The organism is Nocardia sp. NPDC057455, from assembly GCF_042802775.1.
Lineage (GTDB): Bacteria > Actinomycetota > Actinomycetes > Mycobacteriales > Mycobacteriaceae > Nocardia.
Genome location: NZ_JBHVDM010000001.1, coordinates 1 through 25,589 on the forward strand (window position 1 = coordinate 1; position 25,589 = coordinate 25,589).

Sequence of the window (25,589 nt, forward strand, 5' to 3'; positions counted from 1 at the left end):
CCTCACCCCGAGGACGCCGGTGCTGATCACCAGTGGCTTGAACGACGACACCGTTCCCTATGGTCAAGCGCGCCGGCTCGCCGAAGACTGGTGCGCGAAAGGCGCCACGGTCACCTTCCGTACCAACGATCTGCCGCCGATCCTTCCCGGTGCCACCATCCCGAACCATTTCGGTCCGGAGATGATCGACGGATTCGGCCCCGACAACGCGATCACCTATCTCCTCGACCGCCTCGCCGACAAACCTGTTTCCGGCTGCACCATCGACTGATCCCCTACGCAGGGACCCGAGCGGCCCCGTCTCCGACAACTGTCGGAGACGGGGCCTCTCGCTTTCCGGGATCATGAACCGTCATGCGACGCCGACTATTTCGTACGGCTGACGCCCCTCGCGCAGGGGTTCGCTGCGGACTGTTCGGCCCTGGCCCCTTCGGTCTGTCCGACGTCGTCCCGCCCGCGACGGCGCCGGTGCGCAGCGCCCACATTGCCCCGGCAATCTGACGAGAATGCCAATCTCTCTCAGTGAGAAGGGTGCTTGCGTCTGACGGTCGGCAAATTTACACTTGGCAGGACTCCGACACCTCGATCTTCGGCTGAATCACAACGCACCACCGAGGACGATGAAGTTCCCGCGAGAGGCGAACCCCTGTGACCACGAGCGCGGCCAGCGACGTCTACTACGACCCGTACGATGTCGATCTCAACGCCGATCCCTATCCGATGTTCAAGCGGCTCCGCGAGGACATGCCGCTGTACTACAACGAGAAACACGACTTCTACGCGGTCAGCCGCCACGCGGATGTCAACGCGGCGTTGCTGGACACGGGTACCTACAGCTCCGCGCGCGGTGCGATCATCGAGCTGATCAAGGCGAACATCGAGATCCCTTCCGGTGTGCTGATCTTCGAGGATCCGCCGATCCACGACATCCATCGCGGCCTGCTGTCGCGCATGTTCACCCCGCGCAAGATCCGCGCGCTCGAGGACAAGATTCGCGAATTCTGCGCGCGCAGCCTCGATCCGCACGTCGGCACCGGACGGCTGGACTTCATCGCCGACATCGGCGCGCAGATGCCGATGCGCACCATCGGCATGCTGCTCGGCATTCCGGAGGATGACCAGGAGGCCATCCGGGACTTCGCGAACGAACAGATGCGCACCGAGGAGGGCAAGCCGATGAAGGCCGCCTCCGAGGGCATGGTCAGTGGCGACATCTTCGCCGCCTACATCGACTGGCGAGCCGAGCATCCCTCCGACGACATCATGACCGAGTTGCTCAACGTCGAGTTCGAGGACCACACCGGCACCGTGCGCAAGCTGAGTCGCGAAGAATTGCTGACCTACGTCAACGTGGTCTCCGGCGCGGGCAACGAGACCACGACCCGGCTGATCGGCTGGGCGGGCAAGGTTCTCGCCGAGCATCCGGACCAGCGCCGCGAACTCGTGGCGAACCCGCGATTGATTCCGAACGCCGTCGAAGAGCTGCTGCGGTTCGAACCGCCCGCCCCGCACGTGGCGCGGTACGTGACCCGCGATGTCGAGGTGCACGGCCGGACCGTGCCGGAGGGCAGTGCCATGATGATGCTCATCGGCGCGGCCAACCGCGACCATCGGCAGTTCCCGCCGGACGGTGACATTTTCGACATCCACCGCGACACCCGCCAGCACCTCTCGTTCAGTGTGGGCACGCACTACTGCCTCGGATCGGCGCTGGCTCGCCTGGAGGGACGGATCGCGCTCGAGGAGATCCTCGCACGGTTCCCCGAGTGGGAGGTGGACCTGGCGAACGCGAAGCTGTCACCGACCTCGACCGTCCGCGGCTGGGAGACGCTGCCCGCGTTCACCTCGTGACCCGCTTCCGGTATCGCGCGCGGCGGATGCCGGTTGCCGGTGCGCCCACAGCGATGCCGCGCCGGTGACGGACGGGAGCCCCGGGCCGGGCCCGTGGATCGGCGAGCGGCCTACGGCTGCCTCGCCCTGGGGTTTCGCTCCGGCGGTACGGGTTCCGAGGTGCAGACGGCCCAGCGCGCCCACTGCCATCGTCAGCCGGGGCCGTGCGCAAGCCGCGCGCGACACCGCTGCTGGAAGTCGTTGCCCTTGACGGTCGTCCACCATCGGCCGACGCTACAACCGGCCGATCGGGTGAAGAATCTGATCATCGCCGTGATGGCGGGTGCTTGCGACCAGGATGGGGGCTACACCGAGTCGACCAGACAATCATCACCGCTGGTCGTCGGCTCTCGGCGATCACTCGGATTGCACCGGCGGTCGCGCGACGACGGGATGACCTCCTATGACGCCGTCGGCCTCCAGCGCGCGAATCTCTCTCTCGCTCAGACCGAGAGCGGTGAGCAGTGCGGTGTTGTGCTGGCCGAGCAGGGGGGCGTGCTCGCGGTGGAAACGCCGCGGACCGGCCGAGAAGCGGACGGGCACCGTACTGTGCCTGGCTGTTTCGGTGACGGGGTGGGCGACCGCCTCGAAAAAATCACGGTATTGCAGTTGTGGCAGTTCGAACTGCCGATGCGGTTGCATGACCTTCGCGACCGGGACACCGGCGTCCCAGAGGACGCGGACGATCTCGTCGCTGTCGCGCTGCGCACACCATTCGGCGAGCCGCTCGTCGATCAAATCGTGTCTGCGCCTGCGCCCCGGCTCGGACGAGAGTTCCGGATCCAAAGCCCAGAACGGGGTGCCGAGCGCTTCGCGTAACCGCCGCCACTGCGCGTCGGTGGCGACCGCGATCGCCACCCAGCAATCCTCTCTGCCGAATTCGTCCACACCCGCCGCGCGATAGAGGTTCTGCGGCGCGGCGACGGGCCCGCGATTGCCGTCGCGCTCGAGCAGCGCACCGTAGGCGGAGTACTCGATCACCTGCTCGGCGGCCACGTTGAGCGCCGCCTCCACCATCGCGGCCTCGACCAGCACCCCCTGCCCGGTGCGCCGGCGGTGTTCCAAGGCCAGCAGCAGAGCGTTGAGCGCGTGCACGCCCGCGTTCGGATCGCCGATCGAATAGGGCTCCACCGGGTTCTGGTCCGGGTGGCCGGTCAGCCAGGTCAAGCCAGAAGTGTCCTCGATTACGTAGGCGAAGGCGGGATTGTCGCGCCACGGGCCGTCCAGGCCGAATCCGGGCATCCGGACCATGATCGCGTCCGGGCGCATTGTCCGCACGGATGGGTAGTCCAGGCCGATCTGGTCCAGCACCCGAGGCGTGTAGTTCTCGACGATCACGTCGCACGTGGCGGCCAGGCGCTTGAGCAGGTCCTGCCCGCGCTCGGAGCGGAAGTCCAGCGTAAGGCTCTTCTTGTTGGTGTTCAGCCCGGAGAAAATCGGGGACTTCTCCCACCACTGCTCTTCGGTCGGCGGCACGCCCGCGATGAGGCGGGTGCCGTCGGGTCGTCCGGCCGACTCCACATGGATGACCTCCGCACCGAGCATGGCGAGGAAGTGGGTGCACGAAGGGCCGGCCCAGAATGTCGTGAGATCCAGGACGCGTAGTTCGCGCAACGGCAACGGATCCGGCGCGGTGACACCCGCGGTGCCCGCGCGCTCGCGGCGCCGGGCTCGATACTCCTCGGTGTGCTCCCCGAGCCGGGGAGCGGGTTGCGGGTCGCGCAGCAGCGCCGGCCGGGTGCGGTACGGCGGGCCGGGCTGGACGAAGCCGTCCCGGGGGTTGACCGTGAAGAATTTGCGGGCCACATGATGATCCATGGTGGTCGCGTCGGCCCCGTTGACCACGGGACCGTTGGGGATGCGGAAGGCCGTCGCCAGATCGCGGATCACCTCCGCGGGCTGCTCGGCCATCCAGGCGGAGATCTCCGGCGCCTTCTCGTTGGCTCGCTGGGTGATTCCGGGGGTGAGGTCCTCCTCGATCCATTCCGGATGGCCCACCATCGCGCACAGGTCGAACCACTGCTGCGCGGTGCCGCAGCCCACCGCCACCAAGCCGTCGGCGGCGGTGGCGACGCCGGGCACGCTGAGCCGTCGTTCCGTGCGGAACGGACGGCCGAGCGCGTCGAAGAACGAGACCGGGAAATAGGTGAGCCCGAGGATCTGGGTTTCCAGCACGGACAGGTCGACCAGCTCGCCCGCACCGGTTCCGAGCGTGCGCAGCCGCGAGGTCATGGTGGCCGCGGCGGCGTAGGCGCCGGCGAACCACTCGCCGATCCGGCCGCCCACGTGCACCGGAGCGCGGTCCGGTGCGCCCCGGCCGAGTCCGACGATGCCGCCGGACCACGCCTGCAGGGTGAACTCGGTGGCCGGGCGATCGTGCCACGGCCCGTCGAGTCCGAAGGGGGTGATCGCGGTGATCACCAGGTGCCGGTGCGCCCGCCGCAGCGCGGCGGCGGTGAACCGGGGATGCTCGGTGAGTCCCGGCCCAGGGGACCACACCACCATGTCGGCCGAGGCCAGCAGGCCGTCGACGAGTTCCAGGTCGGCGGGCGCGCCGGGGTCGGCGACGACACTCTTCTTCGAAGAGGCCAGGAAGGCGAACAGCGCGCCGTCGGTGCCGGGGTCGATCCCGGCTCGCGAGGCCGACCAGCGCCGGAGCGGGTTCCCCTCCGGCGCTTCGACTCCGATCACCTCCGCGCCGCCGTCGGCCAGTAGTTTGGTGCAATACGCACCGGCGATCCCGGAGGAGAGGTCGACCACCACGCAACCGCGCAACGGCGGCTCGACGGGGCGTTCGGCGCTGCTTGCGGATTCCTTCGATGCCATGACCCTCACCGTTCCGATCCCCGGCCCGCGGCGGACTAGACCTGCTTCTCGCGACCCGACTTGCTGAGCCGGAACTCCGGCGGGAACTGCGCGTCGTTGTCCTTGACCGAGTTGTTCAGCCCGCCCTCGAAGGCGTTGTCCAGCATGAGTTCGTCGTCGTCGGCGTGGATGTGGCCGCCCATCGACTCGAAGAACCCGCTCAGCAGGCTGCCCATGTACTCACCCTGGTGCTGCTTCATCACCTCGAAGAAGACCTTCTGCATGAAGACCGTGTCGGTGGGCCGGTTGCGCGCACAGGCCCGCGCGTACTTCTCGGTCTCGGCTTCCAGATCCGCCCTGGATACGACCTTGTTCAGGAAGTTGCACTCGTACATCTCCCGCGCCGTGAACGCCCGGCCGGTGAAAACCATCTCTTGGAACCGGCGCAACCCCATGGTCTGCGCCCACGTCCACATCCGGGGCCCCCAGCCGTAGTACCGGAACGACGGATGACCGAAGAGGGCGTCCTCGGAGGAGATCACCAGATCGGCGTCGGCGGCCTGATAGAAATGCCAGCCGTAGCAGTAGCCCTTCACCTCCAGGATGCTGATCTTCTTGAACTCCTGGAGACTGCGGCACCCGGCTTGGGCATTGGCGTACCACTGGCTGATCGTGGCGCCGTGCCGGAAGGACTCCTTGGGCGGATACCGCACCTCGTCCTCGCCGATCTTGTACTCGCTCAACCGCGGGCCCTGGGTCGGCGCGTTCTGTACCGCCATGAACTCGGGCAGGTCGGCTCCGGTGCCGAGATCGTCGCCCGCGCCACGGACGACGAGCACCTTCACCTCGTCGTCGACGTTCGCGCGGTGCAAGAGGTCGGCGTAGCGCAGGCGCGCGGCGATGGTGGGCGCGTTGAGATGATCGGGCCGGTCGAACGTGATGGTCGCGATCCGGGTCTCGGGGTCCTTCTCGTAGCGGATGATCTCCTCCGCCGAGGGCTGCTCGGGACCGGGCATGGGCGGGCTCCTTTGCCGAAGTTGACGTATCCGAAACCTTTTGCCGGACACGATTGTTCGATGCTCCGGCGTAGTTCCGGAGCGCCGATCCCTAGTGCTCCCAGTGCGGGGCGGCGGTGAGCACCTCGGCGCCGTCCTCGGTGATCAGCACCGCGTCGCGCCCGAACACAGCGCCGACACCCGATTCCCACACATAGGCGGTGACAGCGAGCACCATGCCCGGTTCCAGGCGCTCGGCCTCGGCGCTGGCCCGCAGCTGGGAGGTAACCACCGGCGGGTCGAAACCCATGCCGAGTCCACGCGCGACCGGCATCGGCGGCAGCGGTTCGCCCGCGATCTCGTAGGCGGCGAGCAGATCCGAGCCGGCCGATCCGGGGCGGCACGCCTCGATCAGCCGCGCCCACAACCCGTCCCACCGCCGGTACAGTTTCCGGACGCCGTCGTCGCCTTCTCCGCCGACCGGCCAGGTACGGCCCACCTCGCCGATATAGCCCTCACCGAGGACACCGGAGGAGAAGGCCACCAGATCGCCCGGTCGCACGCGCCGGTCCGCGCCCGCGCGCCGCCACGGGTGCTCTCGCGAGGTCACCCAGGCCGAATCCTGCGACGCCGGCGTGCTGACGCCGCCCGCCGTCATCGCTTCCAGCAGCGCACCGATCAACGCCTGTTCGGTGACCTCCGGCGCCAGCCGGGCCACCGCCGCGGACAGACCGGTCTCGGCGATCCGGAGCGTCCCGCGCAGAACCTCCACCTCGTGGGCGGTCTTTATCCGGCGCGCGGCGCGCATCGCCAGCTCACCGTCCACCAGTTCGGCGTCGGGGAAGGCGGTCGGCAGTAGCTTCGCGAAGGTGGGGGACAGTGCGTCGGTGCCGACCCGCCGCGCGGTGGCGGCTCCCTCGATGCCGCGCAGCACCGCGATGGTGTTCACCGGGTTCCACGCGATGCCGTACAGGTGATCGTGCGGGATGTCGTCGGGCACGCCTTCGTCCCAGGTGCTCAGCAGATGCACCGCGCGCGTCTGCCGCACCACCGTCGCGACCGGACCGAACGGGCGGGTGCCCGCGACCCACAGTTGCGGTGTGCCCGACACGTAGCGGGCATTGGCCTGGCGTCCGAGAACGAGGACGTCCAGTTCATGGGCTTCCATTTGTGCCAGGGCACGATCGCGCCGCCCATATCGCAGGGCGCGATCGTCCGGCACGATCTCAGTGGCCATACGGGGCATAGGGATAGTCGGTGAGGGCGGTCCAGCCCTCCTCGGTGATCACGATGATTTCCTCGCTTCGGTAACCGCCGGTGCCGTCTTCCCAGACGACCGGCTCCAGAACCAGCACCATGTTGGGTTCGAACACGAAGTTCTCGTCGAACTCGTCGCCGAGATCGGTGCCGATCATCGGCATCTCGGCGGCGCTCACGCCGATTCCGTGTCCCAGGTAGAAATGCGGCAGCCAGGGCTTGGCGCCGCCGTTGGCGGCGATCGCCGCCCGGGCGAGATCGGCCGCGGTGGCGCCGGCGCGGGTCACGTCCAGCACCGCGGTGAGGATCTCGCGCCAGCGCTCGAACTGCCGCTGCTGGCGTGCGTCGGGCTCGGTGCCCACCGTCCAGGTGCGGCCGAAGTCGGAGCAGTAGCCGCCGTAGGTGATGCTGACATCGGTCCAGAGCACGTCACCCGCGGCCAGTTCCCGCTCGGTGGTCAGCAGCGGGAGGGCGAGGTCGCCGTGCGTGGTCCAGACGCCGTCGGCCTTGGTCTCCGGCATCACCTGCCAGATGGCGTCGAGCATGGTGGCGGTGGCGCCCAGCTCGAAGGCCCGGCGCACGAAGCTCGCCGACAGGTCGATCTGCCTGCGCCCCGGCGCCAATGCCGCCTGGACGTCGATCATGGCCTGCTCGGTGATCCGGCATGCGGTGCGGATGCAGGCGATCTCGTCGGGCGTCTTGATCAGTTTCGCGGCGCCGATCACGGCAGCGGCGTCCGATGGCGGGCCGCCGGGGAACAGCGCGGACCGCGCGCGCAGCATGGCGCCGGTGCACTCGTCCACCGCGATGGTCGCCCCGTCCGGGACGAGGTCGGCGATCAACCGCGCGAAAGCCGCTACGCCTTCGTCGAATTCGAGGTAGACGGGCCCGTGCAGGTGATCGGCCGGAAGATCCGACTCCGCCGATGCTCCCTCCCGGAAAGGCAGGAACAGGTGCGGCCACGGATCGCCCGCCACGACCACGGCGACGGGCCGCTCGACGTGGGCGAGACCGGCGTCGCCGAGCGGCCAGTTGGCCCCGGTCGAATACACGACGTTGCTGTTGTTCAGCAGGATCAGGGCGTCCACGCCCTGCTCGGCCATGGCGGATCGCAGTCGCGCTCCGGTATCGCGCCGCATGCGGGCGCGATCCGGTACCTCGGGGATCTCGACCGACGAGGTGGCCGCGACGGGGAATGTCGTCATGACAGACCCAGGAATTCCGCCACGTTGCCGCTGACGATCCGGGCGGCGTCCTCCGCGCCCACCGCCTGCACCACGGCTTCCAGGGACTTCTCCGAATAACCGAAGGTGCTCTCGTTGTGCGGGTAGTCCGACGACCACATGACCCGGTCGCGGCCGATGTGGTCGATCAGCGACAGGCCGAGCGGGTCCACCATGAACGACGCGCGCATGTGGTTTTCCCAGTAGTAGCGCACGTCGTGCTCGACCGGGCGATCGAGCATGTGCTGGAAGGAGGCCAGCATGTGCTCGGCGTCCTGGATCGCCGAGGGCACCCAGTTCACCCCGCCCTCGAACCAGCCGATGCTGAGGCCGGGATGCCGGTCGATGATGCCACTGAAGATGTACTTGGAGAACAGCTCACGGAACGGGGCGACATTGTGCATCATGCCGACGGCGACACTGTTCACCTCGCAGGGACTCGACAGCGGCGACTCGCCGATGTGGTGGGAGACCGGAACACCGGACTCCTCGATGGCGTCCCACACCGGGATCATCGCGGTGCTCGCGTAGTCGATGACCTTGCCATCGTCGTCCTTGCCCGCCGACAACGGCAGCAGGAAAGTCTTGAGTCCCAGCGACTTCAATTCCGCGAGGGTACGGCGCGCGCCCTCGGCGTCCCACCAGTTGATCAGCCCGACGCCGTAGAAGGTGCCGCCGGACTGCTCCTGCAATTCCGCGATGTAGGCGTTGTACACCCGGAAGGAGAGCTCGCGAATCTCTTTGTCCGGGTAGAACAGCAGCGCGAGCAGGGCATTCGGGAACGCGAGTTCCTTGGCGATGCCGTCGGCGCGCAGGTCCGCGATGCGCGCTTCCAGGTTGGCGCTGCCGGATCCGTCCAGCGGGTCGTACTGCATCAACACGTGGCTGAAGTCGCCGGGGAGGAACGATTTGCCCTTGCGGCCCAGCTGGTAGGCGCCGTCCTCGTACCACACCCGGGGGGCCCGATCCTTGAGCGATTCCGGGAATCGCTCGTAGAAGATGTCGTGGGCCAGCGAGATGTGGTTGTCCGCCGAGAACACCTCGGTGCCCTGCGGCAGGCCCACCGACCCCTCGGCTTGGCCGCGGCGGTCTTTCGGCGGTCCGAAGCCGCCGGGCGGGTACAACGAGGCACTGCTGGTCGGAACCGACATCTTGACCCTCCCATGGATCTATTCGCTGCACGCAACCGCGGTCACGTCGGGGTGGCGAACGCGGACTTCGGCGGGTGTCGTGGACCGCGGCCGCGATCCGCTCGGCTTCGGTGGCCGGGCCGGCGACAACCCGCGCGACGGCGATCCGCCTCGGATCGCTGCGGCTACATCGTGGGAATGACGTTATCACAATACGAGAGTGATACCTACAAAATTGTTCCCCAGTAGTCGATATAAGTGCCCTTCAACAGCGAGAATGAGATTTTCATCTGATACCTCTGCAAAGCAGAGGCCAGCGAAAGGTGTCGCCAGAAGACGGGTTCGCCACTCTTCGGCGGCGAACCCCAGCGCCGCGGCGAGAGGGAGGTCTCCGGGGAGATCGAGGTGGTCCTCATGAGACCCTTGTCACATCGCCGAAACCAACCTACTGTGTGTTCACTAGGTTTGATCGAACAGGGATTCCCGTGACCACTCCTCGTCCATATGCCTCCCTGCTGGCCAAAGGTGAAGACCGCAGGCAGCGCATCCTTGCCGTCGCCCAGCGACTGCTCACCCGAAATGGTTGGCGCAGTACGACTTTGGCTCAGATCGCCCGCGAAGCGGGCGTGAGCCCGGCCGGACTGTTGCACCATTTCCAATCCAAGGAGCAACTCTTGCACGCCGTGCTCGACGCCCGCGACGTCGACGACGCTCGCGAAGCCGACGTGACCGGAGATCTGTTCCTGGAGATCCGCAAGGTCGCCGATCGCATCCAGCGTTCCCCGGAACTGGTCGGCACCTTCGTAGTCCTGCTGGTGGAGAACCTGCTGCCCGAGGCTCCACTGCACGAGCGCCTGCTCGACCGTTGGAAGGTGGCCGTCGGCATCGTCGCCGACGTCATCCGTCGCAACCAGGAGATCGGACGGTACCGGCCCGATTTCGATCCTGACATCCGGGCTGTGGAAATCGTCGCTTTCATCAATGGAATGGAGATCTCATGGATGCTCGACCACTCGATCCCGCTGACCGAGGTGTTCCACGAGTACACCAGGTCACTGGCCCGCGACTTCGCTCCGGATGGGGAACGATGAGATACCGCCTCGATGTCGTCGCGACCAGTGTCGTGGATGTCGTCGAGCATGCGGGCGGATGGCTGTTCGACCGTTCGGTCGCCGGCTGGGACGTGACGGTGCTCGTGGCCGATCTCTCGGACACTCGGCCGCTGCGCATCCTGGGGGCGGAGGTACTGGAGCTCGAGCACGTGCTCGCCTCGCGGGGGCAGGGGCGTCAGCCGCATGCGCTGGCGGTGGCCGCCGACGTGTGTGAGTGCGATCGTCGGGCGCGCCGGGGTTTGTCGAAGGCGTTGAACGACGGGGGTGTTCAGGTGGTGGTCTGGGGTGAGGGCTGGCCGTCGCCGCCGGAGCACCGGGTCGATCCGGTGCTGCACCGGCTCAGTGTGGCCGCGCAAGCGTTCAAGGCCCAGGCGCTGACCGCGGCGGCGGTTCCGGCCACCTCGGTCGGCGCCACCGAAGTCTTCCGCTGCGGGCTGTCGTCCTTCCCTCCGGTAGGTGCCGACCTCAGTCCCGTCGGCTGACCCGGTCTCGTCTCGAACCGTCTGGCTCGGCTGATTCCAAGCCGTGGCGCAGCCCGTTCTTCGCGCCGCGCCGCCCGGTGACCGTAAGCAACCCAGTCGATCGGCTGCGCATAGTCGCCTTCTCTCGGTAGGCGCATCAGGGGAAGGGTCGGCTGCGTCTCCAGCGGGCATGTTCGACCACTTGTATCCTTCCGCGTATTGAATTCTCATTTGAGATATGTCACCGTATGCACATGTGAGAATGGCATTTTCCACCACGGAGAGGGTGATTGATGCGACCGTTGGTCGATGCGGCGCGGCGGCGTCACCGTCCGCTGCCGGAACGCGAGGCGCGCGGCAGGATCGCGCGCGCGGCGGCGGGGCCGATGCAGGCAATCGGAGGGCTGTTCGCGATGTCGGCGGACGCGGTGCGGTTCCTGTTCCGCAGACCGTTTCAGACCAGGGAGTTTCTCGAGCAGTCCTGGTTCATCGTGCGGGTCTCGCTGGTGCCCACGCTGCTCGTGGCGATCCCGTTCACGGTGCTGGTGAGCTTCACCCTCAACATCCTGCTGCGTGAACTCGGCGCCGCGGATCTCAGTGGCGCGGGTGCCGCGTTCGGCGCGGTGACCCAGGTGGGTCCGATGGTCACCGTCCTGATCGTCGCCGGATCCGGCGCGACGGCGATGTGCGCAGACCTCGGCTCGCGCACCATCCGCGAGGAGATCGCGGCGATGCAGGTGCTGGGCATCGATCCGGTACAGCGACTCGTGACGCCACGGATGCTGGCCTCCGGTCTGGTGGCGTTCCTGTTGAACAACCTGGTGTGCATCATCGGCGTGCTCGGTGGCTACGTGTTCTCCGTCTACGTCCAAGACGTGAATCCGGGCGCTTTCGCCGCCGGGATCACCCTGCTCACCGGGATCGACGAGGTGATCATCTCCTCGGTCAAGGCACTGCTGTTCGGTCTCGTGGCCGGTCTCGTCGCCTGCTACCGGGGGTTGATCGTGACCGGCGGGGCCAAGGCAGTCGGCAACGCGGTCAACGAGACCGTCGTCTACGCCTTCATGTCCCTGTTCGTGATCAATGTCGTCGTCACGGCGATCGGCATCCAGATGACCGTGCGATGAAGGAGCGGCGCTCGTGACTCTGATCGCGCGCTATCCCAAGGCGATCCGGCGCATCCGGCGGCCGTACCAGGCGCTGGGCCGGATCGGCGACCACGCCATCTTCTATGTGAAGGCGCTGGTGTACGCGCCGTTCGGCGCCTGGCACTACCGCCGCGAGACCGTCCGGCTCATCGCCGAGATCAGCATGGGCTCCGGGGCGCTGGCGGTGTTCGGCGGAACGGTGGTGATCGTCGGATTCCTGACCTTGGCCACCGGCGGCACCCTCGCCGTCCAGGGCTACAGCTCGCTGGGCAATATCGGCATCGAGGCGCTGACCGGCTTCCTGTCGGCGTTCATCAACGTCCGCATCTCGGCGCCGGTGGTCGCGGGCATCGGACTCGCGGCGACCTTCGGCGCCGGGGCCACCGCGCAGCTGGGAGCGATGCGGATCAACGAGGAGATCGATGCGCTCGAGTCGCTGGCGATCCAACCCATCCCGTACCTGGTCGGCACCAGGATCGTCGCGGGCATGATCGCGATAGTCCCGCTCTACGCCCTCGCGGTCATCGCCTCGTTCATCGCGAGCAGGCTGACCACCGTCGTGCTGCTCGGCCAGTCCGCCGGGTTGTACGACCACTACTTCGGAACCTTCCTGAACCCCATCGACCTGGTGTGGTCGTTCCTGCAAGCGATCCTGATGGCGCTGACGATCCTGTTGATCCACACCTACTTCGGCTATTTCGCCAGCGGCGGCCCGTCGGGTGTGGGCATCGCGGTGGGCAACGCCGTGCGGACGTCGCTGATCGGGGTCGTGTCGGTGACGCTGCTGGTTTCCCTGGCGGTCTACGGCGCCAATGGGAACTTCGATCTGTCCGGTTGAGAGGTGCCGATGTTGTCGACGATGAAGTCGCTCGCTCGGGCGTCGCGCGGTCTGGCTCGCCCCGCGGCCGGGGCGGCCTCGATCGCCGTGGGAATCGCGGTGATCGGCCTGAGTGTGACCATGTTCAACGGTGGATTCACCGACACCGTGCCGGTGACCGTGCTGTCGCCGCGCGCCGGGCTGGTGATGTATCCGGACGCCGACGTCAAGATGCGCGGGGTAACGGTGGGCCGGGTCGAGTCGATCGGCGAACGCGCCGACGGGCTCGCGTCGATCCGGCTGGCGATCGATGCCGGACAGCTGCACCTCATTCCCGCCGACGTGCGGGTCGATATCGCCTCCACGACGGTGTTCGGCGCGAAGTTCGTACAGCTCGTTCCGCCGGAACATCCTGCACCGCGAGCGATGCGGGCCGGGCAGGTGCTCGAGGCCGAGCACGTCACGGTGGAGATCAACACCGTGTTCCAGCGGCTGACCGCGGTGCTCGGGCGCATCGAGCCGGAGAAGCTCAACGAGACTCTCGGTGCGATCGCCGACGCGACCGGCGGACGCGGCGACAAGCTGGGCCTGATGCTCGGCGATCTGGAGAACTTCCTCGCCCGGCTCGAGCCGGGACTGCCCGCGCTGCGCGCCGATCTCGCCATGGCGCCGCCGGTGTTGAACGCCTATGCCGACGCGACCGCCCCGTTGCTGGAGACCGCCCGCAACGCCGGCGCGATCAGCCGGACGATCGTGGACGAACAGCAGAATATCGATGCCCTGCTGATCGGGCTGATCGGTTTGTCGGACACCGGAACCGCGGTGCTCGCCGACAACCACGCCGCGCTGGACAGCGCGCTGGCGGCTCTGGTGCCGACCACCACGCTCACCAACGGATACCACCAGGTACTGACTTGCGCGCTCGACGGTCTCGGGTGGCTGTCGCGCTCGAAACCGGTCGACGTGCCAGGGCTCGGCCTGTCGGCGAACTTCCTGTTCGGCACCGAACCGTACCGGTATCCGCGCAATCTGCCGAAGGTGGCCGCCACGGGCGGTCCGCAGTGTTCGGTGCTGCCGGTTCCGTACGAGGGACGGCCGCCGTTCGTCGTCGCCGACGTCGGCGCCAACCCCTTCGAGAAGGGAAACCAGACCGTGGAACTCAACGTCGGTAACCTGTCGCAGGCGTTGTTCGGTCCCTACGCCGGGCAACCGGGGGACGGCGGGCCCCGATGAGCCCGCGCACTTCGCCGTTGCTGAAATTCGGTGTGTTCGCGGCGGTCATGCTCGTGCTGTCCGGATTCCTGCTGCTCGTGTTCGGCCAATACCGGAGCGGATCGCGCGTGGAGTACGCCGCCGTGTTCACCGACTCCTCCGGGTTGCGTCCGGGCAATACCGTCCGGATCGCGGGCGTGGAGGTGGGCACGGTGCGGCGGGTGTCGTTGCGCGACGACCACAAGGTCGAGGTGACGTTCGACGCGGAGCGCGGCATCGCGCTGACGAACGGCACGGCGGTGGCTGTCCGGTATCTCAACCTCGTCGGCGACCGCTATCTGGAATTGTCCGACACCGCAGGCCCGGCCGGAATCCTGGCGGCGGGCACGGAGATCCCGGTCGAGCGGACGTCGCCCGCGCTCGACCTCGACCTCCTGCTCGGCGGGCTGAAGCCGGTGATCCAGGGCTTGGACGCGCACGAGGTGAACGCGTTGACCTGGTCGTTGCTGGAAATCTTTCAAGGCAAGGAGGGCACGCTCGACTCGCTGCTGTCGCGGACCTCGGCGTTCACCACCGCGCTCGCCGGCCACGCCGAAGTGATCGAGCAGCTGATCGACCACCTCGGCACGGTCATGGCGACGCTGGCGAAAAACGGCGAGCAGTTCACGGGCACCATCGACCGGCTGGAACAGCTGGTCACGCACTTGTCCGAGGACCGCGATCCGATCGCGGCGGCGATCGACGCCCTGGACAACGGCACCGCGACCATCGCCGACCTGCTGACCGGGGCCCGGCCGCCGCTGGCCGGCACTGTCGACCAGCTCGCGCGGCTGGCGCCGCTGGTCGACCAGGACAAGCAGCTCCTCGACGACGCCTTGGGGCGGGCGCCGGGCAACTTTCGCAAACTGGTGCGCACCGGCGCCTACGGCAACTTCGTCCAGTACTACATCTGCGCGGTCACGGTCCGGGTGACCGACGAGTCGGGGCAGGTGGCGGTGCTGCCCTGGATCCAGCAGGAAACCGGAAGGTGCAGCGGATAGCCATGCTGGAGTATCGCGGAAACCATCTGGCCCGGCACGGCGTGATCGGCGTCGTGCTCGCGATCTGCGTCATCGCGATCGGGCTGCAGTCCCAAAGGTTTATCGAGTGGGCGACCACCGTGCGATACCAGGCCGTCTTCAGCGAGGCGGGTGGGCTGGCCGTCGGCGACGACGTGCTCGTCTCCGGCATGAGGGTGGGCCGGGTGTCGGATGTCTCGCTGCGTGGGGGCGATGCCTGGGTCACGTTCGCGGTCGAGGAGACGATCCGGCTCGGGGACTACAGTGCGGCGCACATCAAAACCGGTTCACTGCTGGGTAAACGGGTGCTGACCCTCGTCTCCGCCGGGGAACACGCCCTGCGGCCGTCCGGAATCATCCCGTTGGAGCGCACTTCCTCGCCCTATTCGCTGACCGACGCGGTCGGCGATCTGGCCACCAATGTCTCGGAGATCGACACCGACGCGCTCAACCGGTCGCTGGACATGCTGTCGGCGACGCTGGACCGGATCGCACCGCAGCTGGGCCCGGCATTCGACGGGCTGACCCAACTGTCCCGGTCGATCAACAGCCGCAACGGCTCGCTGCGCGACATGTTGCACGCGACCGCCGATGTGACCGCGATCCTCGGGCAGCGCGGCGAACAGGTGAACGCACTGATCCTGAACGCGAATTCGTTGCTCGGCGTGCTGGCCGCGCGCAGGCAGGCGATCGTCGACCTGCTGGCCAACACCGCCGCGGTGGCCACGCAACTCTCGGGCCTGGTCGCGGACAACGAAGCCGAGCTCGCGCCGACCCTGGACCGGCTGAATTCGGTGGTGGCAATGCTGGAGAAGAACCGCGACAACATCGCCGCGGCGATTCCCGGTCTGGCCAAAGTCGCGCTCACCCAGGGCGAAGCCGTGTCCGGTGGGCCGTTCTACAACGCCTTCGTCGCGAATCTGATACCCGCCCAGCTCATCCAGCCTGCCATCGATCAGGCCTTCGGCATCCAGCCGCCCAGCCAATTCCCCATCCCTGCTCCGGAGCCGCCCCGATGAAGATGAGAATTCTGGCAGCGGTGGTGGTCTCGGGGCTCGTCCTCATCGGCGCTCATTTCGGGTATCGGGCCGCGTTCGGCCCTAAGACGATTCGGGCGGTCTTCACCTCTGCCACCGCGATCTATCCAGGTGACGACGTGCGCGTGGCCGGTGTCGAAGTCGGCCGGATCATCTCCCTTCAACCGCGCGGCACCGGCACCGAAATGGTGCTCGCGGTCGACCGCGACGTGCCGATTCCGGCCGACGCCAAGGCAGTGATCGTCGCTCAGAGTCTCGTCGGCGCCCGCTACGTGCAGCTGACGCCCGCCTACCGCTCGCAGGGGGCGACGCTGCCCGACGGAGCGGTCATCCCCCTGGAACGCACCGCCGTCCCGGTCGAGTGGGACGAGGTCAAGACCCAGCTCACCCGGCTGGCCACCGAACTCGGCCCCGGCCTCGACCTGGCAGGCAGTTCGACCGGCCGATTCATCGACCGCGCCGCGGACGCGATGGCGGGCAACGGCGACAAACTGCGGCAGACACTGGCACAGCTGTCCGGGATCGGACGGGTACTGGCCGACGGCAGCGGCGATATCGTCGGCATCATCACCGAGCTGCAGCACTTCGTGACGGTGCTGCGCGACAGCGATGTGCAGATCGTCGAATTCCAGAACCGGCTCGCCAGCCTCTCCAGCGTGCTCGACGACAGCGGATCCGTTCTCGATGCCGCGCTGTCGGAACTGTCCATCGCGGTGACGGACGTTCAGCGGTTCGTCGCGGCCAACCGGAACGGCGCGGCCGAACAGGTTCGGCGGCTGGCGGACGTGACGCAGAATCTGGTCGATCACCGCGAAGACGTCGAGGAACTGCTGCACATATTCCCGACGAGCATCGCCAACTTCTACAACATCTACAATCCCGACACCGCGACCGAAGCCGGCGTTTTCGTCGTGAACAATTTCTCCAGCCCGGTGCAATTCGTGTGCTCGTCCATCGCGGCGTTGGAGAAGACGACGACCGCGGAGGCGGCGCGTAAGTGCCGTGACTATCTCGGCCCGGTGATCGGGCTGCTGAACTTCAACTACCTGCCGTTCGCGGTCAACCCGGTGCACGGGCCGACCGCGCGCCCGGAAAGCCTCATCTACACCGAAGATCATCTGATTCCGCAGGTGGTGGCAGCCGAAAATCCGCCCCCGCCCATGCCGAGCATTGCGGACATCCTGTTCCCCGGCGGAAGGCGTTGACCGTGAGAACTTTCGCGCGACGGCGCGGTCGGCTGCTGGCCGTGGGTGCCTGTTCGCTGCTGACGCTCACCGGCTGCGGCTGGCACGGAGTGAACGAGCTGCCACTGCCGGGTGCGCCCGGGCAAGGTCCGGGAGCGACCGTCATCCAGGTGGAGATGGCGAATGTCGGCACGCTGGTGTCGAACTCGCCGGTGCTCGTCGACGACGTGGTCGTCGGCAGTGTGAGCGGGATCCGGCTCGACGGGTGGCACGCGGTGGTCGAGGCATCGATCCGCGCGGACGCCGCGGTACCCGCGAACGTGGTGGCGACGATCGGGCAGACCAGCCTGCTCGGTTCCAGCCATCTCGCGCTGAACACACACGCGGGCGCCGCGCCCTCCGGGCGGCTCGCCTCGGGAACCCGGATCCCGCTGACCAAATCCTCGACCTATCCCTCCACCGAACAGACGCTGGCGTCGCTGTCGGTGGTCGTCAACGGTGGCGGTCTCGGACAACTCGGTGAGATCATCGGCAATCTCAACGACGCTTTCAGCGGACACCAGGACCAGATCGGCTCGCTGCTGGTCCGCCTCGACACGATGATGGGCGTGCTCGACGGTCAACGCGACGACATCATCGCTTCGATCGATGCGCTCAACCGGCTGGCCGGGCGGTTCGCCGAGCAGCGCGACGTCGTCACCGAAACCCTGCGACGACTTCCGCCCGCACTCGATGTCCTGCTGGCGCAGCGGCCGAACATCACCGCGGCACTGGATCGGCTGCGCACCTTCAGCGACACCGCCACGGCGGTGATCACCGACGTCCGAACGGATCTCCTGACCAATCTGCGCAACCTCGAGCCCACGCTTCGGGCACTGGCCGACGTCGGCCCGCAGATCGACGCGGCTCTGGCGTACGCGACCGTGTTCCCCTACGGCCAGTCCGTCATCGACCGCGCGGTGCAGGGCGACTACTTGAACCTGTTCGCTACGGTCGATCTCACGGTTCCGCGGCTGAAGCGGGAAATGCTGCTGGGCACGCCGTGGGGTGATCCGACCGCCGTGGTGCAGGCGGCGGTCGGGGACCCGGGCTACGCACAGCAGACCTCCGACCCGCTCGGGGCCGGAATCGCGCCGCCGACCACCGGAGGCCGCTGATGCTGCTGTCCCGCTTCGTCCGCACCCAATTGCTGATCTTCGCGGTCCTGTCGGTGGTCGGGCTGACCACGATGGCGACCGTCTACATGCGCTTGCCCGACCTGGCGGGTATCGGCACCATCAGCGTGTCCATGGAACTGCCCACGACCGGTGGGCTCTATCGCTTCGGCAATGTCACCTACCGGGGCGTCGAAGTGGGTGAGGTGAGCTCGGTCGAACTGACCGGCGACGGTGTGCGGGCCACGTTGAAGATCGATGGCTCCTACGACATCCCCGCCGACCTCACCGCGGAGGTACGCAGTGTGTCCGCGGTGGGGGAGCAATACGTCGAGCTGCGGCCCCGCACGGACTCGCCACCCTACTTGCGTGACGGTTCGGTGATCGACCTGCGCCACACCACGGTTCCGCAGCCGGTCGGCCCCATGCTGGACGAGCTCAGCGATCTGGTGGGCAGCATCCCCGCCGACAAGTTGCACGAACTGCTCGACGAACTCTTCCGGGGCATGCACGGCGCCCGATACGATCTGGATTCGCTGCTGACTTCGGCGCAAACTCTGGCCGCCGAGTTGAACGGAGCCGGTGACCGGACCCGCACGCTGATCGAAGACTCCCGTCCGCTGCTGGATTCGCAGGTGCGATCTGCCGACGCCATCCGGATCTGGACGCGCAGCCTCGCCGGCCTCACCGGTCGGCTCGTCGCCGACGACCCGCAGATCCGTAACCTGTTGCGATCCGGTCCCGGATTCGCCGCGGAGGTCACGCACTTGCTGGACTCGGTGAAGCTCACGCTGCCGATCCTGCTGTCGAATCTGACGTCCATCGGGCAGCTCGGCGTGACTTATAACGCCGGGCTGGAACAGATTCTGGTGTTGCTGCCGCCGGCGATCTCGATGATCCAGGCGGTGCAGCCGAATCGCAACGCCTCCGGGCTGGGGCTGGGCGACTTCCGGCTCGGGGGTATCTCGGACCCGCCCGCCTGCACGGTCGGCTTCCTGCCGCCGTCGGCGTGGCGATCGCCGGAGGAGACCGCCACCATCGACACACCGGACGGGCTGTACTGCAAACTGCCCCAGGATTCCGAGATCGCAGTGCGCGGCGTACGCAACATCCCCTGCGCGAACAACCCCGCCAAGCGGGCGCCGTCCGCGGCACTGTGCAACAGCGACGAGGAATTCCAGCCGCTCGCCACCGAGCAACCCCTGCTGGGCCCCTACCCGCGCGACCCCGGCCTGGAAGAGCAGGGCATTCCGCCGGATTCACGCTGGTCTCCGGACGCGCCACCACCGGCCGCACCGGCGTCGGCTCCGGCGAACCCGGCCGCCCCCTCGATCGGCATCGCCCGATACGACCCCCGCACCGGTAACTACCTCGGCCCCGACGGCCGGCTTTATCAGCAGAGCGACCTGGCATCCTCGCCCGGCCGGGCCTGGACCGACCTGCTGCCGCACTGACCGCCGCGGCATCGGCGATCGGCTTCGGCGAGACCAGGCAGTACCTTGGCAGCGAGCGTGATTTCGGCCGTGCGTAATTCGCGTGACTCGTGCTGCGCGATGACCCATACTCGACCCGCACGAGTCGATATCGGGGAGGTAAGGGACTTGAAGCTGGCGGAGGCGTTGGCGTTGCGCGCGGATGCGGCGCGGCGGATCGAGCAGTTGCGTGCTCGCGTTGTGAGCAATGCGCGATTCCAGGAGGGGGAGGAGCCCGCCGAGAACGCGGCGGCTCTGCTCACCGAGGCGGAGGAGGTGCTGGGCGAATACGAGACGCTGATCCGCCGCATCAATCGCACCAACGCCGCGGCGCGGATCGGAACCGATGGCACCTTGACCGACGCACTGGCCCGTCGGGATGCGTTGCGCCTGCGGCACTCACTGGTCACCTCCGCCGCGGACGCCGCGGCGGGTAAGGGGCAGCCGGGATACGCGCGCCAGCTGCGGTCGGAGCTGAAGATGTTGTCCGCGTTGCCGGTGGCCGAACTGCGCGGGCAGGCCGACGACATCGCCAGGGAGCTGCGCGAACTCGACGTGCGCATCCAGCGCTCGAACTGGGAGGTCGAGCTGCTGGACTGACCGGAGGAAGTGGAGCAGGTAGTCGTCGCGGAGGCGTGCACGAACCCGCGGCCGGACGGGATATTCCGGCCACTTTCTGGCGCACGACGGGCAGTGCGAGGGGTTCGACTCCCCTTCTCACATCGCAGCCCAGCACCGCGCACAGGAGACAGTGCACTACGTACAGCACACCACCATGTGCAGATCCGTGACGACGAGGGTGGGCAAGGGGCACTCCACTTCTCGTCAGTCCCAGAGTTCCCCGCACGGCAGAGGCGGCAGACCGGGGCTGACGTCGTCGTCGACGGTGATCACGAATCCGGCGTGGGCGCCCAATTCGGCGACGATGTCCGCGATCTGCGCCGCGCCCGCCTGATACTCCACGGCGAAAGCGCCCGTTTCGATGCGGATGTGCCGGACGCGCGCGATCGCGTTCCGCGGGTGCGGCCCGAGGCGCATCGTCTGGACAGGGCGGGCCATCACGGTGCCGATCGGGCGGAGCGTTTGCGCAGCAGGAGGGTCAACAGCAGGACGAGGACGGCGGCGAAGGCCAGTCCGCCCAACCGGGTGGCGCTGCTCGCGCCTGCGGCCTGGAGCAGGTCGATCGGCTCGGCCGGCTTGCGCGGCGCGGTCTCCTTCGCGGAGACGGCATCGTCGGACTCCGGAACCGCCGAGACGATGTCCGGCTTCGGTCCCGGCACGGCGGATGCGGTGATCTCGTCGGCGAGATTGGTGGCGAACTGGCCGATGAGCGTGCCCGCCACGTCGGCGAGCGCACCGCGCCCGAATTGCGCGGGCTTGCCGGTGATGGCCAGGTCGGTGTCCACGAAAACATCCGTATCGCCGTCGGATTCGACGAGTCGGCAGGTGATGGTGGCTTTGGCCGTTCCGTTGCCGCGGGTTTCACGGCCGCGCCCCTCCAGTACGGCGATCCCGGCGGCCTCGTCCTGGAAGACGACCTTGATGACGCCGCTGTAGCTCAGTCCCACAGGGCCGAGTTTGACCTTGATCTTGCCGTGGAAGTCGTCGCCGTCCCGGGAGGTGATCGTGGCGCCGGGAACGCATGGGGCGATGCGCTCCAGATCCAGCAGCACCTGCCAGGCCTGCGTAGCCGGAACCGGGATGGTGAAGGTGTTGTCGAGTTTCATGGAAGTCCTTCGGTGCTCACGCGTGCCTCGCGGATCTCGGTCTCGGCGTTCATCGAATCGGCGGCGGCGCGGACCGCCCCGACGATGCCCTGATATCCGGTGCAACGGCACAGGTTCCCGGAGATTGCCTCGCGGATCTCGGTTTCGGAGGGATCAGGATTGTCGCGCAGGAAGGCCGTGGCCGACACGATGAAGCCGGGGGTGCAGAAGCCGCATTGCAGCCCGTGCTTTTCCCGGAACGCCGCCTGCACCGGAGAGAGTTCGCCGTCCGGTCCGGCGATGCCCTCGACGGTGGTGAGTTCGGCGCCGTCGGCTTGCACGGCGAACACCAGGCAGGCACGCACGGCCCGGCCGTCGAGCATGATCGTGCAGGCGCCGCACACACCGTGTTCGCACCCGAGATGGGTGCCGGTCAGGCCGCACTTGTCGCGCAGATAGTCGGCCAAGGTGAGCCGGGCCGGCACGCGGTCCCGGCGGAGCGCGCCGTTGATGCGCAGCTCGATGTCGATGTCAGTCATTGCCGGCCTCCTCTACGGCGCGCCGCCATGCGCGCGCCACCATTGCCGCTCCGACCCGGCGCCGGTAGTCGGCCGAGCCGTGCACGTCCGACGAGATCGCGGTCAGTCCGGCGGTCGCGACGCGGCCGATCTCCTCGGCTCGCGTCGCATCGACAGCGGAGCCGACCAGTCCTGCCTCGGCTTCGGTCGCCCGCACCGGGGTCGCCGCGAGGCCGAACAAACCGATCGCGCAACGCTCGACGCGCGAGTCCGCGTCCAGCCGGACCGCCACCGCCGCGCCCGCCATCGCGAAATCTCCACTGCGGCGGGCGAACTCCTCGATGGCGAAGCCGCATCGGCCGCGCCACATCGGAAACACGATCCCGGTGACCAGCTCATCGGCGGCCAGATCGGTGGTCCACATGCCGGTGAAGAACTCCGATGCGGGGATCGTGCGTCGTCCGCGCGGCGAGAGCGCCTCGATCTCGGCATCGAGGGCGAGCGCCACCGCGGGATATTCGGCCGCGGCGTCGGCGTGCGCTATCGCACCGCCGATCGTTCCGCGGTTGCGGATCTGGAAGTGCCCGATGAGGGGAGTGGCCCTGGCGAGCAACGGCACACCCCGCCGGACGTCTTCGGACCGGCCGACCTCGGCGTGGGTGGTCGCCGCACCGATGCGGACGGCGTCGCCGCGGGTCTCGATGCCGCGCAGTTCGTCGAGGCGGCGCAGGTCGACGAGATGCTCGAAGACGGCCAGCCGCAACGCCAGCATCGGCACCAAACTCTGCCCGCCCGCGATGATCTTGGCCTCGTCACCGAGATCGGCCAGGAGTGCGATGGCCTCATCGGCGGTCGCGGGTGCGTGGTACTCGAAGGCCGCCGGTTTCATGCGGGACCCTTTCCGGCGGCGCGCGCCTCGTCCAGCATCGCCACGATCGTGGCCGGGGAAAGGGGCAGTTTCGAGATCTCCACGCCGAACGGCGCGAGCGCGTCGGCGACGGCGTTCAGGACGGCCGGAGTGGCGCCGATGGCCCCGCCCTCGCCGACGCCTTTGAAATTGCCGGGCCCCGGGCTCGGTGTCTCGATGTGCCCCACTTCGATCGTCGGCGCTTCGGTCGCCGTGGGCAGTAGATAGTCCAGGAAGGTGGTGGCCACGGGGTTACCGCTCTCGTCGTAGGCGAGATGCTCGTAGAGGGCGCCGCCGATACCCTGCACGGTGCCGCCGTAGATCTGGCCTTCGACGACGTTGGGGTTGATCATCGGGCCGCAGTCCTCGCTGACGATGTAGCGCAGCAGCCGCACCGCCCCGGTGTCGATGTCGACCTCGCAGGTGCACACGTGGGTGGCGTTGGCCCAGATCGCCATTTGCGGGGTCTTGTAGCGTCCGCTCGCCTCCAGCCCTGGCGGCACCCCGGGCGGCAATGAATCAGCCTGAAAGTAGGCGATTTCGGCGATCTCGGCCAGCGACAGACCTTTGTCCGGCGCTTCGCGGACGGTGGCCCGGCTGCGGACGAACTCGATGTCGACGGGGCTCGCGCCCAAGCGGTGGGCGGCGATCGCCAGGATGCGTTCGCGCAAGATCGACGCCGTCTCGCCGATCGCTCCCGCGGTCATCGAGCCGGATCTGCTGCCGCCGGTGCCGCCGCCGAACGGCGTGATCGCGGTGTCTCCCTGGATGGTTCGCACATCGGCCAGGTCCGCCCCGAGCGCGTCGGCGGCGAGCTGGACGACGGTCGTCTCCAAGCTGTTGCCCGCGGAGCCGCCCGCGACGTAGACGTTCACCTTGCCGCTCGGTTCGATGCGAATGGTCGCGCCCTCGGTACTGAGGAACGGGCTGGCTCCGGTGGTCGGCTCCACGTAGGTGCAGGACCCTACGCCGAGATAGCGGCCTTCGGCGCGAGCTGCGCGCTGCTGCTCGCGGAAAGCCTCGTAGTCCAGCATCTCGACGGCCTGCTCCAGCGTTTCCAGCGGCGAGATGTTGTCGAAGGTCATCCCGTTCGGGTTCGCCCACGGCAACTCGTCCCGGCGCAGCATGTTCCGCCTGCGCAGCTCGATCGGGTCGATGCCGATCTGCCGGGCGGCGTGGTCGAGCAGGATCTCCCTGGTCACCGATTCGAACTGCCACGGTCCCCGGTAGGCGAGCCTGCCGACGGTGTTGGAGTACAGGAACTTCGCGGTGAAGGAGGCGTCGGTGATCCGGTACGGCCCCGGGAACAGGATCCCGACCACAACGCCGCCGGTAAGCGGAGAAGGCGTCGGATAGGCGCCCACGTTCTGCACGTGGTCGATGGCGGCGGCGAGGATGTTTCCCTCGCCGTCGAACGCCATCCGGACATCGGCGTGCTCATGGCGCGACATGCCCGCGGCCATCAAGTTCTCCTGGCGATCCTCGATCCACTTCACCGCCGTGCCGAGTTTGCGTGCCGCCAGCAGGACGCAGGCGTCCTCGCGCAACGGCACCTGCTTGAGGCCGAACCCGCCGCCGGTGTCGCGAGCGATGACGCGCACCTGGTGTTCGGCGATGCCGAGCAGCCGGGCGCAGAATCCACGCACTTCGTGCGGTGACTGGGTGGAACTCCAGATCGTCATCTCCCCGGTCGGCGCCGACCAGTCCGCGACGATTCCGCGCGTCTCCAGCGGGACCGGCAGGTACGCCTGCTGAAAGATTTTCTGCCGCACCACATGCGCGGCCGAGTCGAACAGGGGCGCCAGATCGGCGGCGGGGCGTCCGCCCAGTTCGCCCGCGGAGTTCCCGGCGAATCCGGCGTGCACCAGGTTCGGCGAATCCGCCGCGGTGACGTAGTCCACCACCGGTTCCAGTGGCTCGTAGTCGATGACCACCAGTTCGGCGGCGTCCTCGGCCACGTACCGGTCGACCGCGATCACCAGAGCCACCGGGTCGCCGACGAACCGCACCTCCTCCTCGGCCAGCGGCGGGCGGGGCACCGACGGGAAGCCGACGATGTCCAGTGCGTAGGAGATTTCGTGCACGCCGGAATTCAGGTCCGCGGCGGTGTAGACGGCCAGCACGCCGTCGAGTTCGAGTGCGGCGGAGACATCGATGTCACCGATCGTCGCGCGGGGGAGCGGGCTGCGGATGAAGCACGCGTGCGCCATGCCCGGCCGGGTCACGTCGTCGACGAAGGTTCCCTTGCCGGTCACCAGGCGCGCGTCCTCGATGCGCGGCACGCGGGTGCCGACCACACCGGTGGAGATGGTGGGCTCGGTCTGGGTCATCGGTCGGCTCGCAAGTGGTGCGCGTGGGATCCGCCGCGGGGCGGCCTGATCGAAGTCATCCGGTTGGTCCTCCGTTCACCTCGGGCCGCCCGGGCCGGCGTGCCCGCATAGCGGTCTCTGCCCGCGGCGAATCCGGTCATCGGGGACGGGAGCCCGAAGTCCGGGCGAGCCTC

At 67.9% G+C, this 25,589-nt stretch carries 23 protein-coding genes; 13 read left to right on the top strand and 10 right to left on the bottom strand.

Going from position 1 to position 25,589, the window contains the following annotated elements; all coding sequences use genetic code 11:
• Both ACFU5M_RS00005 and ACFU5M_RS00010 read left to right on the top strand, forming a co-directional pair.
• On the top strand, positions 1–271 hold a 271-nt coding region (locus ACFU5M_RS00005; protein ID WP_379041424.1), incomplete at its 5' end, for a lipase family protein.
• 377 nt (positions 272–648) lie between these two features.
• Positions 649–1,851, top strand: a complete 1,203-nt coding sequence (locus tag ACFU5M_RS00010; RefSeq protein WP_379041426.1) for a cytochrome P450 — start codon at positions 649–651, stop codon at positions 1,849–1,851.
• 396 nt (positions 1,852–2,247) lie between these two features.
• On the opposite strand, the gene ACFU5M_RS00015 is transcribed toward ACFU5M_RS00010, so the two are convergent.
• The 5 genes from ACFU5M_RS00015 to ACFU5M_RS00035 form a co-directional block, all read right to left on the bottom strand.
• Entirely contained in the window at positions 2,248–4,716 is a 2,469-nt protein-coding gene (locus tag ACFU5M_RS00015; protein ID WP_379041428.1) for a CoA transferase, read from the bottom strand.
• Between the two features lie 35 nt (positions 4,717–4,751).
• Positions 4,752–5,711, bottom strand: a complete 960-nt coding sequence (locus tag ACFU5M_RS00020; RefSeq protein ID WP_379041430.1) for an enoyl-CoA hydratase/isomerase family protein — start codon at positions 5,709–5,711, stop codon at positions 4,752–4,754.
• A 91-nt stretch (positions 5,712–5,802) separates the two neighbouring features.
• The gene (locus ACFU5M_RS00025) at positions 5,803–6,927 is read right to left on the bottom strand and encodes a M24 family metallopeptidase (RefSeq protein WP_379041432.1); all 1,125 of its coding nucleotides are present in this window, start codon (positions 6,925–6,927) and stop codon (positions 5,803–5,805) included.
• Positions 6,917–8,152 carry a M24 family metallopeptidase gene (locus ACFU5M_RS00030; protein WP_379041434.1) on the bottom strand — a complete coding sequence of 412 codons (1,236 nt, stop codon included), beginning with the start codon at positions 8,150–8,152 and terminating at the stop codon, positions 6,917–6,919. The genes ACFU5M_RS00025 and ACFU5M_RS00030 overlap by 11 nt, the downstream gene beginning before the upstream one ends.
• Positions 8,149–9,321 carry an amidohydrolase family protein gene (locus ACFU5M_RS00035; protein ID WP_379041436.1) on the bottom strand — a complete coding sequence of 391 codons (1,173 nt, stop codon included), beginning with the start codon at positions 9,319–9,321 and terminating at the stop codon, positions 8,149–8,151. Before ACFU5M_RS00035 ends, ACFU5M_RS00030 begins: the two co-directional genes overlap by 4 nt.
• Before the next feature lie 464 nt (positions 9,322–9,785).
• On the opposite strand from ACFU5M_RS00035, the gene ACFU5M_RS00040 reads away from it, so the two are divergent.
• The 11 genes from ACFU5M_RS00040 (at position 9,786) to ACFU5M_RS00090 (ending at position 20,555) form a co-directional block, all read left to right on the top strand.
• Positions 9,786–10,391, top strand: coding sequence for a TetR/AcrR family transcriptional regulator (locus ACFU5M_RS00040; RefSeq protein WP_379041438.1), 606 nt, complete (start codon positions 9,786–9,788; stop codon positions 10,389–10,391).
• Entirely contained in the window at positions 10,388–10,894 is a 507-nt protein-coding gene (locus tag ACFU5M_RS00045) for a hypothetical protein (protein WP_379041440.1), read from the top strand. The genes ACFU5M_RS00040 and ACFU5M_RS00045 overlap by 4 nt, the downstream gene beginning before the upstream one ends.
• Before the next feature lie 365 nt (positions 10,895–11,259).
• Positions 11,260–12,000, top strand: a complete 741-nt coding sequence (locus ACFU5M_RS00050) for an MlaE family ABC transporter permease (RefSeq protein WP_379041875.1) — start codon at positions 11,260–11,262, stop codon at positions 11,998–12,000.
• 13 nt (positions 12,001–12,013) lie between these two features.
• Positions 12,014–12,859 (top strand): MlaE family ABC transporter permease, encoded by an 846-nt coding sequence (locus tag ACFU5M_RS00055; protein WP_379041442.1) that lies wholly within the window; start codon positions 12,014–12,016, stop codon positions 12,857–12,859.
• A gap of 21 nt (positions 12,860–12,880) precedes the next feature.
• On the top strand, positions 12,881–14,071 hold the full coding sequence (locus ACFU5M_RS00060) for an MCE family protein (RefSeq protein ID WP_379041444.1): 1,191 nt from the start codon (positions 12,881–12,883) through the stop codon (positions 14,069–14,071).
• Entirely contained in the window at positions 14,068–15,090 is a 1,023-nt protein-coding gene (locus ACFU5M_RS00065; RefSeq protein WP_379041446.1) for an MCE family protein, read from the top strand. The genes ACFU5M_RS00060 and ACFU5M_RS00065 overlap by 4 nt, the downstream gene beginning before the upstream one ends.
• 2 nt (positions 15,091–15,092) lie before the next feature.
• The gene (locus tag ACFU5M_RS00070; RefSeq protein WP_379041448.1) at positions 15,093–16,127 is read left to right on the top strand and encodes an MCE family protein; all 1,035 of its coding nucleotides are present in this window, start codon (positions 15,093–15,095) and stop codon (positions 16,125–16,127) included.
• Positions 16,124–17,350 (top strand): MCE family protein, encoded by a 1,227-nt coding sequence (locus tag ACFU5M_RS00075; protein ID WP_379041450.1) that lies wholly within the window; start codon positions 16,124–16,126, stop codon positions 17,348–17,350. Before ACFU5M_RS00070 ends, ACFU5M_RS00075 begins: the two co-directional genes overlap by 4 nt.
• A 2-nt stretch (positions 17,351–17,352) precedes the next feature.
• On the top strand, positions 17,353–18,486 hold the full coding sequence (locus ACFU5M_RS00080) for an MCE family protein (RefSeq protein ID WP_379041452.1): 1,134 nt from the start codon (positions 17,353–17,355) through the stop codon (positions 18,484–18,486).
• Positions 18,486–19,937, top strand: a complete 1,452-nt coding sequence (locus tag ACFU5M_RS00085) for an MCE family protein (protein WP_379041454.1) — start codon at positions 18,486–18,488, stop codon at positions 19,935–19,937. Before ACFU5M_RS00080 ends, ACFU5M_RS00085 begins: the two co-directional genes overlap by 1 nt.
• 147 nt (positions 19,938–20,084) lie before the next feature.
• Positions 20,085–20,555, top strand: coding sequence for a DIP1984 family protein (locus ACFU5M_RS00090; RefSeq protein ID WP_379041456.1), 471 nt, complete (start codon positions 20,085–20,087; stop codon positions 20,553–20,555).
• Positions 20,556–20,780: 225 nt separating this feature from the next.
• On the opposite strand, the gene ACFU5M_RS00095 is transcribed toward ACFU5M_RS00090, so the two are convergent.
• Genes ACFU5M_RS00095 through ACFU5M_RS00115 form a run of 5 tightly spaced genes read right to left on the bottom strand, consistent with a single transcriptional unit; the run spans position 20,781 to position 25,416 of the window.
• On the bottom strand, positions 20,781–21,014 hold the full coding sequence (locus ACFU5M_RS00095; protein ID WP_379041458.1) for a hypothetical protein: 234 nt from the start codon (positions 21,012–21,014) through the stop codon (positions 20,781–20,783).
• Positions 21,014–21,682: an SRPBCC family protein gene (locus ACFU5M_RS00100; protein ID WP_379041460.1), complete on the bottom strand. Its 669-nt coding sequence runs from the start codon at positions 21,680–21,682 to the stop codon at positions 21,014–21,016. Before ACFU5M_RS00100 ends, ACFU5M_RS00095 begins: the two co-directional genes overlap by 1 nt.
• Positions 21,679–22,200: a (2Fe-2S)-binding protein gene (locus ACFU5M_RS00105; RefSeq protein WP_379041462.1), complete on the bottom strand. Its 522-nt coding sequence runs from the start codon at positions 22,198–22,200 to the stop codon at positions 21,679–21,681. The genes ACFU5M_RS00100 and ACFU5M_RS00105 overlap by 4 nt, the downstream gene beginning before the upstream one ends.
• On the bottom strand, positions 22,193–23,068 hold the full coding sequence (locus ACFU5M_RS00110; protein WP_379041464.1) for an FAD binding domain-containing protein: 876 nt from the start codon (positions 23,066–23,068) through the stop codon (positions 22,193–22,195). Before ACFU5M_RS00110 ends, ACFU5M_RS00105 begins: the two co-directional genes overlap by 8 nt.
• Complete coding sequence (locus ACFU5M_RS00115; protein ID WP_379041466.1) at positions 23,065–25,416, bottom strand: xanthine dehydrogenase family protein molybdopterin-binding subunit; 2,352 nt, start codon at positions 25,414–25,416, stop codon at positions 23,065–23,067. The genes ACFU5M_RS00110 and ACFU5M_RS00115 overlap by 4 nt, the downstream gene beginning before the upstream one ends.
• Positions 25,417–25,589: the final 173 nt, after the last annotated feature.